This window comes from Arthrobacter sp. D2-10 (genome assembly GCF_054161285.1).
Genome location: NZ_CP096431.1, coordinates 1,892,630 through 1,908,279, shown reverse-complemented (window position 1 = coordinate 1,908,279; position 15,650 = coordinate 1,892,630). Strand labels below are relative to the sequence as shown.

Below are 15,650 nucleotides of genomic sequence, written 5' to 3'. Positions count from 1 at the left end.
TTACATCGCCTGACCAAGTAGAGTGATCACGTGAATTCACCCCATACGCCTAGCCCTTCCTTGCGATTGTTCACCTCGGAATCGGTGACGGAGGGCCATCCGGACAAGATCTGCGACCAGATCAGTGACGGCATCCTCGATGCGTTGCTGGAAGCGGATCCACGCTCCCGCGTGGCGGTGGAGACCCTCGTCACTACAGGACTGGTCCATGTGGCCGGCGAAGTGACCACGGAAGCCTATGTGGAGATCCCCGAAATCGTCCGCAAGACCATCCTCGGCATTGGTTATGACTCCTCGGCGAATGGTTTCGACGGTGCGCGCTGCGGCGTATCAGTATCCATCGGCCAGCAGTCGCCCGAGATCGCTTCAGGCGTTTTCACCTCCCTTGAGAGCCGCGAGGGCACCAGCACTGATCCGTACGATGCCCAGGGCGCCGGTGACCAGGGCATCATGTTCGGCTATGCCAGCGATGAGACGCCGGTTCTGATGCCTACGCCGATCTGGCTGGCGCACCGGTTGTCAGAGCAGCTCACGGACGTCCGGAAGGACGGCACGCTGCCCTATCTGCGGCCCGACGGCAAGACGCAGGTCACCGTGGGCTACGACGGCGACAAGCCCGTCAGCGTCGACTCGGTCGTGATCTCGTCGCAGCACGCACAGGAGGTCGACCTCGAGACGCTGCGCGCCGACCTGGTGGAACACGTCATCACGCCGGTTCTGGCCACCTCGCACCTGGACGTCTCGAACGTCCGTCACATCCTGAACCCTGGCGGCGAATTCGTGATCGGCGGACCCGTGGGTGACGCCGGTCTGACCGGACGGAAGATCATCGTCGACACGTACGGGGGAATGGCTCGCCACGGCGGCGGTGCCTTCAGCGGCAAGGATCCCTCGAAGGTGGACCGGTCAGCCGCATACGCGATGCGCTGGGTGGCCAAGAACGTTGTGGCTTCGGGACTTGCCCGCCGCGCGGAGATCCAGATCGCCTACGCCATCGGAATGGCGCACCCCGTTGGGATTTACGTCGAGACCTTCGGCACGGAACAGGTCGATCCCGCTGCCATCGGATCGGCGATCAATGAGATCTTCGATCTCCGCCCCCTGGCCATCATCAACTCCCTGGACCTGCTGCGCCCGATCTATCAGAAGACCGCCGCACACGGGCACTTCGGACGCGAGGGCGAGGGTTTCAACTGGGAACTCACCGACCGCACTGACGAACTCAAGAGCTACTTCAACGCCTAGGAACCGTCCCGAGCCGATGAGTTCCGAAGAGGGGCAGCAGCTTTCACTGCTGCAGGGCTTTTCCGCACCGGCGGCTCCCCGCGGGAAGTCGCAGGTTGCTTCGAAGCTCCCGGTCGCCCGCGTCATCATCGACTCGCCGCTGCCGCACCTGGACCGGCCGTTCGATTACCTTGTGCCCGCTGAGTACGACGACGACGCCGTCCCCGGTGCCCGCGTCAAGGTGCGGTTCGCCGGGCGGGAACATGCGGCATTCCTCGTGGAACGGCTCGCGGAATCTGACAGTCCCGCCCGCCTGCTGCCGTTGGGCAAGGTGGTGTCCGGGCAGCCGGTCGCCAGCCCGGAGGTCGTGGCGCTGGCAGCGGCCGTCGCAGCCCGTTACGCCGGTTCCACCAGTGATGTCCTCCGCTCAGCGGTGCCTCCGCGCGTGGCGCGCGTGGAGAAGGACTTCCCTTCGGATCCGGCCAGGGGCGCCGCTCAGCGTGGTCCAGACGAACCAGACAGGTCTCCGCTGCTGGTCCGGTACTTGAACGGCGCCTCCTATCTGTCGCGCCTCGCGGCGGGTGAGAGTCCACGAGCCGTGCTCACCACTGTTGCCGGGTATGGACCACACGGTTGGCCTGCTGAATTGGCCGACGCCGTCCACGCCGTCTGGGCGGAAGGACGCGGTGCCGTCGTCGTCGTGCCGGACCAGCGCGATCTCGCGAGGGCTGAAAGGGCGCTGGGGGAGCGCATCGGCACGGAGTCCTTCGTCCGGCTGACTGCCGAGGACGGCCCGACGCCTCGTTACCGTAACTTCCTGAGGCTCTTGCATGGGCAGGTCCGGGTGGCTGTGGGGACGAGGTCCGCGGCATTTGCTCCAGTGAAGGATCTGGGGCTGGTGATCCTCTGGGACGACAATGACGAGTCCCACAGCGAACCGCGTGCACCGTACCACCATGCCCGCGACGTGCTCCTGCTGCGCAGCGAACTTCAGGATTGCGCGCTGCTCTTCGCAGCACCGTCGCGGAGTGTCGAGTCGCAGCGGCTGGTGGACAGCGGGTGGGCGCAATCCATGCAGGCGGACCGGGCTGTTGTCCGGCAGCTGGCTCCGAGGGTGCTTCATTCAGCGGATACCTATCATGCCGAGCGGGAACCTCTCACCCACCAGGTGCGCATACCCCCGGTCGCCTGGCGGGCAGCCAGGGATGGACTGCAGCGTGGGCCGGTCCTGATCCAGGTGGCACGGACGGGCTTCTCACCGGCGCTGGCCTGCGAGGATTGCCGGGAGCCGGCACGATGCCGCCAGTGTGCCGGGCCTCTGGCCCAGTCGGGCCGCGGATCGGCGGTCACCTGCCGCTGGTGCGGAAGGCCGGAGCATTCCTGGCGCTGTCCGCACTGTTCGGGCGGCAGGTTGCGCTCGACAGTGAGTGGGGCGGCCCGTACCGCTGAGGAGCTGGGGCGTGCCTTCCCGGGGGCAGTTGTAGTCTCCTCTTCGGGCGATCACATCCTCGATGAGGTCGACGACTCCCCGCGCGTGGTGGTCGCGACGCCGGGTGCCGAGCCGGTGGCCGCCGCCGGCTATGCCGCCGTACTCCTGCTCGACGGAAACGCCCTGCTGGGACGGGAATCGCTGCGCGCCCTGGAAAGCACGCTGCAGCGCTGGTTCAATGCGGCGGTGCTCGCCAGGCCTGCGTCGGCCGGTGGGGTCGTGGTCGTCACCGCCGACGACGACGCCGCAGCCGGACACCTCGTGCGTTGGGACCCAGCCGGTGCGGCAACACGTGAACTGGTGCTTCGCACCGAGCTGGGGTTGCCGCCGGCGGTGCGTTATGCGGCTCTGAGCGGGTCATTGGAGGCACTGGCAGCGTTCATCGATGGACTGCACCTGCCGCCGTCGTGCAGGATCGTGGGTCCCACGGCCCTGCGTCCTCCAGCGGGGCCGCCGGCTGTCCAGAAACCGGGACAGCAGTCCGCGGCAGGCTCACACCGCACCCTGTTGTTCTTCCGCTACCGAGACGCGGCGGAGGTGGTCAGCGCGTTGCGCGCCCGCCGGGTATCACTCTCGGCCAGGCGCACCACAGAGCCCGTGCACGTCAGGGTCGACGCCGTCGACGTTCTCTAGCGCCTAGGTTTGAAGTGCTGGTTGCACGGCTCCTGGCATGGAGCTCGGCGGCTTCCTCGAGCGCGGCAATCAGAGAATCTGCTGACGTCTCCCAGGAGTAGGTATCCGCCTGGGCACGGCCGGACGCCGAAGCGTCCCTCCAATGCAGCGGGTCGTCAAGCGTGCGGACAGCGCGGCCGAACTCCTCAGGCGAGTCCGGATCGACATACAGCGCCGCGTTCCCTCCGACCTCGCGGAAGATCGGCGTATCCGCAGCGATCACTGGTGTTCCAAGCGCCATCGCTTCAATGACCGGGAGTCCGTAGCCCTCCGCTCGTGAAAGCGTCACCAGGGCCGTGCCGGAGCGCAGCAGCTGCTCGTATTCGCCGTCGGTCACGCCGTTGTGAAAGACCACGGCGGCACCTGCCGGGACCAGCGCTTCCAGTTCGCGCTGCCGCTCGGGAGTAATCCGGCTCAGGAGATGCAGGGTGTAGTCCGGCAGACCCGCCATCCCTGCCAGCAGTGTCTCGACATTCTTGTAGGGCATGAACGATCCCATGTACAGCAGTGACTTCTCCGGTTGCGCTCCCGGCGGGCGCGGCCTGGAACCCGGCTGCGGCGCGTTGCCGACGATGCGGATCGGACGCCGGGTCAACCGGTGCTGTTGCATCAGCGCCCGGGTGGTCTCCGAGATGGTGGCAACGATGTCGGCACGATTCAGGAGCAACCGCTGCGGCCAGTAGGCAAGGTGGTACAGCCGCCAGAGTATCCGGACGGGCAGTGGCAGGAACCTGGGGGGCGTCCGGTTCTGGTAGTAGATGAGGTCGTGCAGGGTGAGCACCAACGGGTAGCGACGGCCGAAGGAACCCATGGTCTGCATGGGACAGAACACCGCGTCGGGTTCAAGCCTGTTGATGCGCGCGGCAACGAACAGCTCGGCGGGGGAGAACGGGCTGTTGATCTTCACATGCGGCACCTCGGGCAGGAGTGCCAGCTGGCGGTCGTCGTGAATCAGCATTGTCACATCAGCCCGCTGGGAGAGCGCTTCGACGAGGCTGGCGCCGTACCGGCTGATTCCGTCGTGGTGGTCCGTCCGCGTGAAGCGGGCATCGATCAGTATTCTCATCAGGTTCTGTTTCCCAGGAAGTCGATGATGTGTTCCGCAGCGGCCTCGGGTGTCTCATAGTGGATCAGGTGCCCCACCTCGGGAAGGACCACCAGCTTTGAATCGGGGATGAGCGAAGCAAGTTCCTGTTGGGTCTGCACCGTTCCCAGGTCGTCTTTCGCCGCGGCGATCAGGAGTACGGGAAGCCGGAGGCGCGCGGCGCTGTCCCGGACGGTTGTGCTGATCGATGCGTTGAATGCCTGCAGCACGACGTCCCGTGAGGCGAAGGCGCTGAAGTACGCGCGGTGTTGCCCATGGATCCACCGGCGCAAGGGACGGTCGCGCGTCCGTGCCATCAGCTCGCTCATGGCACGGACGATCATCCGATTGCTCAGCAGCGCGTGCCCGGCCGTTTCGGGCAGCGCGGCGCCCACCCGGTAATACAGAGCAGCCAGGCGGGTCGCAATGCGGCTCGAACCCTCAAGTGCCGGCGCACTGATGGGGTTGATCAGCACCAGAGCAGAGAAAGCTTCGGGAGCGTCAGCTGCTGCCTTTGCGGCGATGATTGATCCGAAGGAATGACCCAGGAGGACGGTCTCCGGCCCGAGGGCGAGGCGGTCGAGACTGTTCCGGACGAACGCGGCGTAGGCCTCGACGTCGTGCTCCCCGTCCAGCGGGTCGGAGCGCCCGAACCCGGGTAGATCCGGTGCTATGACACGGTGGGTTGGGAGCGCCTCGATGATGCGCAGCAGCCCGTGATGGTCGCCGCGAAAACCATGCACCATGAAGATCGAACGCGTGCCGGGCGTCGTCTGCACTGCGGGAAAGTCCCAGAACCGCTGCAGTTTTCCGTCGAAGTTGAGCGTCCGCACGGTCCCCGTGCGCATCAGGAGCACCACGTCAGTTGACCAGGTCCGGGTGTGAACCGACACGGGTGTCCGAGTTGAGCTGCTCGATCGCAGCCATGTCCACGGCATCGAGAGTGAAGTCGTCGATGCGGAGGTTCTCCTCGATACGCCCGCGGGAGCTTGCCTTCACAACAGCGGCTACACCGATCTGCATGTGCCAGCGCAAGATGACCTGGGCCGGCGACCGCGAATGCTTTGCCGCTATGTGCGTAATCGTGGTGTTGGTCAGCAGCGAACCACGGCCCAGCGGGCTCCAGGCCTGGGTGAGGATGCCGTGCTCAGCGTTGAACTCCCTCAGCCCCTGCTGCTGCAAGAACGGATGGAGCTCGATCTGGTTGACTGCGGGCACCACCTCGGTCTGGGAGAGAAGCTTCTCAAGGTGATGGCGCTGGAAGTTGGACACGCCGATGGCGCGCACCCTCCCGCCGGCATAGAGCTCCTCGAGCGCCCGCCACGATTCGACATAGAGGTCCTTCGCGGGGCAGGGCCAGTGGATCAGGTAGAGGTCCACGTAGTCGAGCCCTAGCCGGCGGATCGACTCGTCGAACGCCTCGCGGGTGGCACGGTAACCGTGGTTCTCGTTCCACACCTTCGACGTGACGAATACATCGCCCCGCTCAACGTACCCGGCGGAGACTGCGTCGAGAACGGCACGTCCCACGCCCTCCTCATTGCCGTACATCGCCGCCGTGTCGAGCAGCCGGTAGCCTGCCTCAAGGGCGAGGGTGCAGAGTCCGTGGGCATCATCGGCGGGAACCTTGTAGAGCCCGTAACCCAACCGGTCCATCATGACGCCGTTGGAGATCGATACCTTTCCCGGTTTATGCATACCCTGACTCTACCGAGGGTGCGCAGACGGATCCGGTCGCATCAGGTGTGAGTTGATTCAGCCCTGGCGAACCAGAGTCCGGGCAGAGCGTTCATCGAGGATGAGGTCGGTGACCAGGCCCGCCGCGAGAGCGCCCCGCAAACCGTTGATCTTGGACTCGCCGGAAACAACACAGATGCGGCGGCCCACCTGTCCGAGCATCTCCAGATCAGGGCCGGTACTGCGCTCGTTCAGCACGATGTCGCTGTGCGAGCCGTCGGCCCGGAAGAATACGGTTGCCACATCGCCCACCACATGGTGCTCGCGAAGGATCGCGAGGTCGTCCTCGTCGAGGTAGCCGCCGGCATAGACGTGGCTCGGAATGCCTGATCCGGTGGACCCCACACCGAAGATTGCCATGGTCATGCGCTCCTGCAGGTCGAGGATGCGCTTGACGCTGCGCTCTGCCCACATGGCGGTTTTGGTCTCGGCATGGTCGAAGAAGGCGGGGACGGGAAACTGCTCCACCCGAGCGCCGTAAGCCGCCCCAAACCGACGAAGGATCTCACTGGCATACGTGATGCCGGTCGTTTGAGTATTGCCGGCACCGTTCAACTGCACAATGGTGCTGTCATGCGTGGTCTTCCGCGTCAAGTGGTGGCTCACTGCACTGATGGTCGAACCCCAGGCAACTCCGATGATGGCGTTGGAATCGACGAGAGGGCCGAGCGTACGCGCAGCCTGAATCGCAACCCGGTCAAGAACATCTGAATCACTGACGAGGTCGGTCACCGGGACGACGTGCGCTTCCACTCCAAAGCGGCTCCGTACTTCCCTTTCGAGGGCAGGCGCCCTGTCCAGGGGGTTGTTGATCTGAATCTGTACGAGGCCGGTATCTCGCGCCATGGACAGCAACCGGGACACCGTTGACCTCGATGTCCGAAGTTCCCGTGCAATGGCGTTCATCGTCAGGTCCTGCAGGTAGTACATCTGCGCTGCCCGCAGCGCATCCCGGCTCCGCGGAGGGGTGGGGTCGATATTTCGGGCATCTGCGCGTTCAGGTGCACTTCTGGCTGCGGTGTTCACTGGATTCTCCGGGGTCAAGTGCACGTTTGTGCATGGGCATTGACGAATATTCCCAACCCTCCAAAGAATAGGGTGCAGGTCCAAGATCCCGCCACTAGTCAAGGAGCCCCGCCACTCGTGAGGAACAGCATCGGAGTGATGACGCCGTCGGCCAATCCCAACCGTCCAGCCCGTGACAGCGTGAAAGAACTGAAGGACAATCCCCGCACTTCGGTACTGATTATCGGGGGCGGCATCAACGGCGTCGGTACGTTCCGGGACCTGTCACTCCAGGGCATTGACGTCACGCTCATCGAGCGCGGCGACTACTGCCAGGGCGCCTCGGGCGCATCCTCGCACATGATCCACGGCGGCATCCGCTACCTGGAGAATGGCGAGTTCCGGCTGGTCCGGGAGTCCGTCGTCGAACGCAATGCCCTGCTCAAACTGGCGCCGCACTACGTCAAGCCGCTGCAGACGACCATTCCCATCTTCAGCACGTTCTCCGGAATCCTGGCTGCACCGCTGCGGTTCCTGAGCCACCGGCAGGGGCCGCCACGGGAGCGCGGCGCCGTCCTCATCAAGGCGGGATTAACCCTGTACGACGCGTTCTCCCGCGCGGGTTCCGCCGTGCCGCGACACAAGTTCCTGGGGCGCAAAGCGTCACTGGCGCAGCTGCCGGAGCTTCGTCCGGATGTGAAGTACACGGCCACCTATTTCGATGCCTCCGTTCACAACCCCGAACGGCTGACACTCGACGTGCTCCGCGACGGCCTTGAGGCCAACCCCAGGTCGCGCGCTATCAACTACGTCACCGCAGTGGGAAGCGACGCAAAGGGCGTTGTGCTCCGCGACGAACTGACGGGCGAGATATTTCCGGTCCAGGCGGATATCGTCGTCAATGCAACGGGGGCGTGGGTCGACGGCACCAACAGTTCACTGGGACAGCCCAGCCGCTTCATGGGTGGAACAAAGGGCTCGCATATCGTCCTCGACCATCCCGAACTGCTCGCCGCCTGCGCCGGCAGGGAAATCTTCTTCGAACACTCCGACGGGCGCATCGTCCTGATCTATCCCATGGGCGACCGGGTACTCGTCGGCACGACGGATATCGATACAGACATGGACACTCCGGCGGTCTGCACCGAGGCGGAAATTGACTACTTCTTCGAGCTGATCCACCACGTGTTCCCGACGGTCACAGTCGGCCGCGACAGTATCGTCTACAGCTTCTCGGGAGTGCGGCCATTGCCGCGCCACGACGACACGCAACCCGGGTTTGTATCCCGCGATTACCGCATCGAACGCGGAGAGACTGCCGGCCGGCCGGCACTAAGCCTCGTCGGCGGAAAGTGGACCACCTTCCGGGCGCTCTCGGAACATCTCGCGAACGAGGTCCTCGCTCTCCTGAAGAGGCCAAGGACGGTCTCGACCTCCGCACTGCCCATCGGCGGCGGCCTCGGCTTCCCAAAGGAACCGGGCGACGTCGCCGCGTGGATTGAGTCCAACGGGGCCGGCCTGCCGGCGGAACGGGTCGCGCAGCTGCTCGACCGCTACGGAACCCGCGCCTCTGACGTCGCCGCGTTCCTCGCGGCCGGTGCCGATTCGCCCCTGCAGACCACACATGAAGTAAGCATCAGGGAACTGGAGTACATGATCCGGCACGAACAGGTTCAGCATGTCTCCGATGTCCTCATCCGGCGCACAGCGCTTGCCTTCAACGGGCTCGTGAGCGCTGAGCTGATCGACGAGTTTGCGGACATTCTTGGCGAACACCTCGGCTGGTCCGCCACGGAGCGGAAGAATCAGGTAGAAGAAACGCGCCGGGTATTGCAGGAACACCACAAGGTGAGTGTGAATAGTTTGGTTGCGTAGGTATGAGCAACCTCCAGCAGTCCACCGACAGCTGGGAACCAACGGCAGCCTTTGCCGGGGGAGTAGCGCGGTGCCGCGACCATCACGGCGCCGGGGCCACACGGCCCACCGTTGAATAAATGGAGGAGTCAAAGATGTCTCTGGAAGTATTCGTCGCCGAAACATTCGGCACATTCATGCTGTTGTTGCTTGGCACGGGAGTCGTGGCCAACGTAGCGCTCGCGGGCACCAAGGGTAATAACGGCGGGTTCCTGATGGTCAACTTCGGTTGGGGCCTCGCGGTCTTTGCCGGCGTTTACGTCGCCGCGCTTTCCGGGGCCCACCTGAATTTCGCGGTGACCGCGGGTCTGTGGGCCAACGGCAACGTTGCGGAATTCGCTCCCGGCGTCGACAAGAACTTCGTCAACGCCCTCGGCTATCTGGCCGCACAGATGCTCGGCTCGATTCTCGGAGCTGTGGGCTGCTGGCTGGCCTACAAGCAGCACTTCGATCTCGAACCGGACCCCGCGAACAAGCTGGGTGTGTTCTCAACCGGCCCGGCTATTCGGTCAAGTGCGTGGAACCTGGTGACCGAGATCATCGGTACGTTCGTTCTCGTGTTCGTCATCCTTGCGTTCGCTTCAACCCCCTCGGGACTGGGCCCGCTTGCCGTTGCACTTCTCGTCGTCGGCATCGGAGCGTCCCTCGGCGGACCCACCGGGTACGCCATCAACCCCAACCGCGACCTCGGCCCGCGTATTGCCCACGCATTCCTACCGATCAAGGGCAAGGGAAGCAGCGATTGGAGCTACGCATGGGTGCCGGTAGTCGGACCGATCATCGGAGGCGTGCTCGGAGGGCTGGCAGCCATGCTGATCACCTTCCCGTCTGCGGCCTAGAGATACGACGAACCGGAGGTCCGGACTCCGGACCACTCCGCCCAAATATCAGCAACACACTCAATGAGGAGCAGCAATGCCGCAGTACGTCATCGCCATTGACCAGGGAACCACTTCAAGCCGCGCAATCATCTTCGACCACCAGGGAAACATCGTTTCCTCCGGGCAGAAAGAGCATGAGCAAATCTTTCCCAAAGCCGGCTGGGTCGAGCACAATCCGGTCGAAATCTGGGACAACACCCGTGAGGTCATCGGCAACGCACTCTCCAAGGCGAATTTGACCCGCCACGACATCGCGGCGGTGGGCATCACCAACCAGCGCGAAACTGCGGTGGTCTGGGACAAGAACACGGGCCAGCCCGTGTATAACGCGATCGTCTGGCAGGACACCCGCACACAGCCGATCGTGGACGAGCTCGCAGCGGACGGAGGGGTGGAAAGGTTCAAGCAGCAGGTTGGCCTGCCGCTGGCAACCTACTTCTCCGGAACCAAGATCAAATGGATCCTTGACAATGTCGACGGTGCCCGGGAGAAGGCAGAGGCCGGCGACCTGCTCTTCGGCAACACCGACTCCTGGGTGACCTGGAACCTCACCGGCGGCACTGACGGCGGTGTGCACATCACCGACGTCACCAACGCCTCCCGGACACTCTTCATGGATCTTGAGACGCTGAGCTGGGACCCATCGATCCTGGAAACGTTCGGTGTTCCAGCATCGATGATGCCGGAAATTCGTTCCTCCTCCGAGGTCTACGGAAAGGTGCACAGCTCCCAGCTGCTCCGTGAGGTTCCCGTGGCGGGGATCCTTGGCGACCAGCAGGCAGCCACCTTCGGCCAGGCGGCGTTCGAGAAGGGCGGCGCGAAGAACACCTACGGCACCGGCAACTTCATGATCGTCAACACCGGTGAGGAGATCGTTCACTCAAAGAACGGACTGCTCACAACGGTCTGCTACAAACTCGGCGATGCGAGGCCCGTCTATGCGCTCGAAGGTTCGATCGCCGTGACCGGGTCCCTTGTTCAGTGGCTTCGTGACAACCTCGGCATCATCAAAAGTGCTCCCGAGGTCGAACAGCTTGCCAAGACTGTCGAGGATAACGGCGGCGTCTACATCGTGCCGGCATTCTCGGGTCTCTTTGCCCCGTACTGGCGATCCGATGCCCGCGGTGCGATTGTGGGCTTGACGCGATTCGTGAACAAGGGACACATCGCGCGGGCGGCGCTCGAAGCGACAGCGTTCCAGACACGCGAAGTACTCGACGCTGCCAACGCTGACTCCGGCGTCAATATGGAAGATCTCCGGGTCGACGGCGGAATGGTCGCCAACGACGCGTTGATGCAGTTCCAGGCGGACATCCTCGGTATCCCCGTCATCCGTCCGAAAGTCACCGAAACCACCGCGCTGGGTGCTGCCTACGCGGCCGGGCTGGCCGTCGACTTCTGGAAGGACACCGACGAACTGGCCGCAAACTGGTCCGAGGACAAGCGCTGGACTCCAACCATGGACGATGCCGAACGCGACCGGCAGCTGCGCAACTGGAGGAAGGCCGTCACCAAGACGTTCGACTGGGTGGATGAGGACATCAAGTAGTCGCTAAGAAAAGCAGGAGGCGGAGCGGACGAGCTGTCTGCTCCGCCTTCTCTGTTCAGCACTGGCTGCGTGCGACATGGGTGCGTCCCGGCGGGTGTCCGCGTCCTGGCGGTGTTCGCGTTCGGACGGTGAGTCCGCGTTCGGACGGCCACCGCGGGCCCTGCCCGCTCCGCGATGCCCAACCACCCCGGGGCATCGCGGTGGCCGCCCACACGCTGGTTCGCGCCGCCGGTACCTTCTGCGGATGGTGGGCACCCTTCCAGTTCCATCGAGCCTTCGTGCCCGTGTCCGCGAGGCAGGCCAATAACGCCAGTGGGCGCCTGAGATCTTCAGACGCCCACTGGTTATGGGTATGGGTTGAGGGAGCGGTGCGGGTTCAGCGGAGGACTTCGCCTGAAACGTTGTCCGGGTTTCCGAACCGGTGTGCCGTGATGGTCACTGCCTGCTCGCGCAGGAACGGCAGCAACTCGATCCGTCCTGCTTCCGTCACCGGACCGCTGTAGATTGCGACGTCCGGGTCGCCGTCCGTTGCAGCGCATAGCTCGGAGTAGCCGCCGCCGACCAGTCGTACCCTGCCGAGCTTCGCCGACGGCGCGGCAGCCAGCCACGCGGCGTCGTCCTCCACGCGGTGACGCACATCATTGGCCGACAGCACAGCGGCAAGCGCCGGCGCAAGCGGTTCGGCCGTCGAGACCGACATAGGCGCACCGCTACGCAGTCCGGCCGCAACGACACGCAGAAAGTCGGCCAGTGACCCGGCCTCGTTCAGTCGTACCGTCACAGGTGCCGGCAGGTAGCGGAACTCGTTCCGCTCAACGCGCAGGCCGGAGACATCCTCATGGACTCCGAAAGTACGCACCCAGTGACGCTGGTCATCTGCGGCCGAGCGGGCGAGGAAGCCGCGCTCGGCGTCAGACACGTCGGCTGCATGCAGGAGTGCGCGTACGGGCTCACTCAGCGGGGCGTGGACGTTGCCGGGATGCAGTTCCTCGCGCTCCCAGCTTCCGAGGTGGATGAGATAGTTCGGTCCGCCGGCCTTGGCGCCGGGTCCAACGGCCGATTGCTTCCACCCGCCGAACGGCTGACGCCGCACGATGGCGCCGGTGATCCCACGGTTCACGTACAGGTTGCCTGCCTCCACCGACTCGAGCCACTGCGACACCTCGTCGGGATTCAGGGTGTGGATACCGCCGGTCAGGCCGTACGCGCTGGCGTTCTGCCACTCTATGGCCTGCTCAAGCGACTCGGCATGCATGATGCCCAGCACCGGTCCGAAGAACTCCGTCATGTGGAAGTAGCTGCCCGGCTTGACCCCGGTGCGCACCCCCGGACTCCACAGTCGTCCGGTGTCGTCCAGCTGCTTTGGCTCGACAAGCCACGATTCACCCTCGCCGAGAGTAGTCAGGGCGTCCTTGAGCTTTCCGTCAGCCGGCTCGATGATCGGCCCCACTTCCGTTGCCGGATCCTCCGGGTAACCGACCCGGAGCGAGGCGGCTGCATCGGTCAGCTGGTTGCGGAAGCGCGCCGAAGTCCCTGCCGAGCCGACCAGGATCGCCAGCGATGCTGCCGAACATTTCTGCCCCGCGTGCCCGAAAGCGGACCGAACGACGTCGGCCGCAGCCAGATCCAGGTCGGAACTGGGGGTGACGATGAGCGAGTTCTTCCCGCTTGTCTCGGCCAGCAGCGGGAGGTCGTTGCGCCACGACCGGAACAGCTTCGCGGTGTCGTAGGCACCCGTGAGGATCACCCTGTCGACGTCGGGGTGCGAGATGAGGTGCTGCCCGACCGGACCTTCCTCAACATCGGCGAACTTCAGAACTTCCCGGGGAACACCGGCATCCCAGAGGGCCTGAACCATCACGGCAGCACAACGCTTTGCCTGCGGAGCCGGCTTGAGGATGACGGCGCTGCCCGCCGCCAGCGGGGCAAGGGCGGAGCCGGCCGCAATGGCAACGGGAAAGTTCCACGGCGGAGTTGCGACGGTGAGCGTGGCGGGCACGAAGCGCGCTCCCTCGATCGTGTCGAGTTCTTCTGCGAGCAGTGCGTAGTAGTTGGCGAAGTCGATCGCTTCCGAGATTTCCGGATCGGATTCAGCGATTGTCTTGCCGGTTTCACTGGCGGATACTTCCACCAGGTCACCGCGCCGGGCGGCAAGCTCGGCCGCGGCGCTTCGCAGGACCGTCGCCCGCTCTGCTCCCGAACGTGATCCCCAATCGCGCTGTGCGGCGCGTGCGGACCGGATGGCGGCGTCGACGTCGTCCTCTGTGTCCAGTCGGGAAGCCTCCACCAGCGCGATTCCGAGAGTGGAATGCGGTACCCGCTGCAGGACCTCCGATGCCCATTCCCGGATGACGGGAAGCGAGGGGTCGGAATCGGACTGATTCCGGAAGTTCCCCGGAGCTGTGGCCGTGAAGCGGTCCGGCGTCTGTGAACGGTTGGGCTGGGGAACCGTGAAGTCGAGTTCTTCGAGGGAAGCGAGGAACCGGGACTTCTCGCGCTCAAAAAGCTCCTCGTTCTTCGTGAGTTCGAAGACGGCGCTCATGAAGTTTTCCTGGCTCGCGTTCTCCTCGAGCCGGCGGATCAGGTAGCTGATAGCGACGTCGAACTGGGCGGGCTTCACCACGGGGGTGTAGAGCAGCAGCGACCCGACGTCCTTCCGGACTTCGGCGGCCTGGTCCTCTGCCATGCCGAGCAGCATCTCGAACTCGATACGGTCCTCGACACCTCGGGCCACGGCGAGGGTCCTCGCCAAAGCAATGTCGAACAGGTTGTGTCCGGCGACACCCAGTCGCACGGCGGCCGCGTTCTCAGGGCGGAGTGCCCAGTCGAGGCACCGCTTGTAGTTGGTGTCGCTCGCCTGCTTGCTGGGCAGCGTGGCAGGTTCCCAGCCGTGTACGGCGGCATCGACGAGTTCCATCGCCAGGTTCGCGCCCTTGACCAGACGCACCTTGATGGCTGACCCGCCGGCAGCGCGCCGGTCCTGAGCCCAGCGGGTGAGGTCCTGCAGCGTCGCCAGGGCGTCCGGAAGGTAGGCCTGGAGCACGATGCCGGCCTCAAGGTTGCGCAGTTCGGGTGTCTTGAGAATCCGCTTGAATACCGCGACGGTTAGGTCAAGATCGTGGTATTCCTCCATGTCGAGATTGATGAACTTCGGAGCCGGCGATGACGCAGCGAGGTGATACAGCGGAAGGAGGCGCTCGGCGACCCGCTCGACCGTTCCGTCGAAGTTCCACAGGTTGAGCGTGCTGACCACGGAGGAAACTTTGATGGAGACGTAGTCGACGTCGTCGCGCGCCAGCAGCTCCCTGGTTCCACTGAGCCGGGCGTCCGCCTCCTTGTCCCCGAGGACGGCCTCGCCGAGGAGATTGATGTTGAGCCTGACGCCTTCTCCGCGCAAGGCGGCGATCGCCTTGCCCAGCTGCGCAGGACGGGCGTCGACGATGAGGTGGCCGACCATCTCGCGCAGCACCCGCTGCGCAACGGGAACCACAACCTGAGGCAGAATGGGCGCCATGACGCCGCCGAGGCGCACTGCACCCTTCATGTACCAGGGCAGGAAGGAAGGTGCCTTCCGGGCAAGCCGGGACAGATTCCGAGCCGCTACGGCGGGATCCTCCGGACGGATCACCCGGTCCACGAAGCCGATCGTGAAGTCGAGCCCATTCTGGTCCTTGAGGACCTCGGCGAGGAGCTGCGCGGACTTCGATCCGCGGGTAGTGCCCGAACCGGACGCACGGGGTGGTGTGCTGCCGGATTCGTCCAGGTGGAGCCACCGCCGGACTAGGGCAACCGCATCATCGCCCAGGGTTTGGGGCAATGGCTCTGCGGTGGGGATGGTTTGTGTCATTGTTCTCGTCTACCTAACGACGACGGGCCAGGGGACCTGCGAAGCAGTCCACTTCAAGGGGTGGCTGGCCGATCAGCCGCGGGCGCATTCCGCCTCGGCATGCTGGGTGCAATAACAGATAAGTGCGCCCAGTGGAAATATGGTAACGCCTGGAAAACAGCGGCGGCACCAAACTGCGCTAAGGTTGGAGCATGTTCGCGCAACTGCTCCTTACCTAGCCGCGCACCCCTGCGCGGCCGCCCCTCCTG

General features: G+C 64.6%; 10 protein-coding genes. 5 read left to right on the top strand and 5 right to left on the bottom strand.

The features are described from left to right. The first annotated feature begins 30 nt into the window (after positions 1-30). Together metK and M1D74_RS08840 are read left to right on the top strand one after the other, a co-directional pair. The gene (gene metK, locus M1D74_RS08845; protein ID WP_309070008.1) at positions 31-1,245 is read left to right on the top strand and encodes a methionine adenosyltransferase; all 1,215 of its coding nucleotides are present in this window, start codon (positions 31-33) and stop codon (positions 1,243-1,245) included. Between the two features lie 16 nt (positions 1,246-1,261). After that, positions 1,262-3,346, top strand: a complete 2,085-nt coding sequence (locus tag M1D74_RS08840) for a primosomal protein N' (RefSeq protein WP_458115104.1) — start codon at positions 1,262-1,264, stop codon at positions 3,344-3,346. On the opposite strand, the gene M1D74_RS08835 is transcribed toward M1D74_RS08840, so the two are convergent. The 4 genes from M1D74_RS08835 to M1D74_RS08820 are packed head-to-tail and all read right to left on the bottom strand — an operon-like array spanning position 3,318 to position 7,136. After that, positions 3,318-4,451: a glycosyltransferase family 4 protein gene (locus M1D74_RS08835; protein ID WP_458115103.1), complete on the bottom strand. Its 1,134-nt coding sequence runs from the start codon at positions 4,449-4,451 to the stop codon at positions 3,318-3,320. The two genes, M1D74_RS08840 and M1D74_RS08835, sit on opposite strands and share 29 nt — an antisense overlap. Further along, positions 4,451-5,317 (bottom strand): alpha/beta fold hydrolase, encoded by an 867-nt coding sequence (locus tag M1D74_RS08830; RefSeq protein ID WP_458115102.1) that lies wholly within the window; start codon positions 5,315-5,317, stop codon positions 4,451-4,453. Before M1D74_RS08830 ends, M1D74_RS08835 begins: the two co-directional genes overlap by 1 nt. A 13-nt stretch (positions 5,318-5,330) precedes the next feature. Then, a complete protein-coding gene (locus tag M1D74_RS08825) occupies positions 5,331-6,167 on the bottom strand; it encodes an aldo/keto reductase (RefSeq protein WP_309070012.1) in 837 nt (278 codons plus the stop codon). A 57-nt stretch (positions 6,168-6,224) separates the two neighbouring features. Next, complete coding sequence (locus M1D74_RS08820; protein ID WP_309070042.1) at positions 6,225-7,136, bottom strand: sugar-binding transcriptional regulator; 912 nt, start codon at positions 7,134-7,136, stop codon at positions 6,225-6,227. Between the two features lie 234 nt (positions 7,137-7,370). Between M1D74_RS08820 and M1D74_RS08815 the strand changes: the two genes are divergently transcribed. From M1D74_RS08815 to glpK, 3 genes are all read left to right on the top strand, one after another. After that, on the top strand, positions 7,371-9,086 hold the full coding sequence (locus M1D74_RS08815; protein WP_458117168.1) for a glycerol-3-phosphate dehydrogenase/oxidase: 1,716 nt from the start codon (positions 7,371-7,373) through the stop codon (positions 9,084-9,086). A gap of 134 nt (positions 9,087-9,220) precedes the next feature. Continuing rightward, on the top strand, positions 9,221-9,964 hold the full coding sequence (locus M1D74_RS08810) for an MIP/aquaporin family protein (protein WP_309070013.1): 744 nt from the start codon (positions 9,221-9,223) through the stop codon (positions 9,962-9,964). A gap of 76 nt (positions 9,965-10,040) precedes the next feature. Then, the gene (gene glpK, locus M1D74_RS08805) at positions 10,041-11,555 is read left to right on the top strand and encodes a glycerol kinase GlpK (RefSeq protein WP_309070014.1); all 1,515 of its coding nucleotides are present in this window, start codon (positions 10,041-10,043) and stop codon (positions 11,553-11,555) included. 376 nt (positions 11,556-11,931) lie between these two features. On the opposite strand, the gene M1D74_RS08800 is transcribed toward glpK, so the two are convergent. Further along, on the bottom strand, positions 11,932-15,402 hold the full coding sequence (locus M1D74_RS08800) for a bifunctional proline dehydrogenase/L-glutamate gamma-semialdehyde dehydrogenase (protein ID WP_458115101.1): 3,471 nt from the start codon (positions 15,400-15,402) through the stop codon (positions 11,932-11,934). Between the last annotated feature and the right edge of the window lie 248 nt (positions 15,403-15,650).

Coding starts and splice junctions, on each gene's coding strand:
- M1D74_RS08840 (WP_458115104.1), top strand. CDS start 1,262: ATGAGTTCCGAAGAGGGGCAGCAGCTTTCACTGCTGCAGGGCTTTTCC.
- M1D74_RS08835 (WP_458115103.1), bottom strand. CDS start 4,451: ATGAGAATACTGATCGATGCCCGCTTCACGCGGACGGACCACCACGAC.
- M1D74_RS08830 (WP_458115102.1), bottom strand. CDS start 5,317: ATGCGCACGGGGACCGTGCGGACGCTCAACTTCGACGGAAAACTGCAG.
- M1D74_RS08825 (WP_309070012.1), bottom strand. CDS start 6,167: ATGCATAAACCGGGAAAGGTATCGATCTCCAACGGCGTCATGATGGAC.
- M1D74_RS08820 (WP_309070042.1), bottom strand. CDS start 7,136: ATGTACTACCTGCAGGACCTGACGATGAACGCCATTGCACGGGAACTT.
- M1D74_RS08815 (WP_458117168.1), top strand. CDS start 7,371: ATGACGCCGTCGGCCAATCCCAACCGTCCAGCCCGTGACAGCGTGAAA.
- M1D74_RS08810 (WP_309070013.1), top strand. CDS start 9,221: ATGTCTCTGGAAGTATTCGTCGCCGAAACATTCGGCACATTCATGCTG.
- glpK (WP_309070014.1), top strand. CDS start 10,041: ATGCCGCAGTACGTCATCGCCATTGACCAGGGAACCACTTCAAGCCGC.
- M1D74_RS08800 (WP_458115101.1), bottom strand. CDS start 15,402: ATGACACAAACCATCCCCACCGCAGAGCCATTGCCCCAAACCCTGGGC.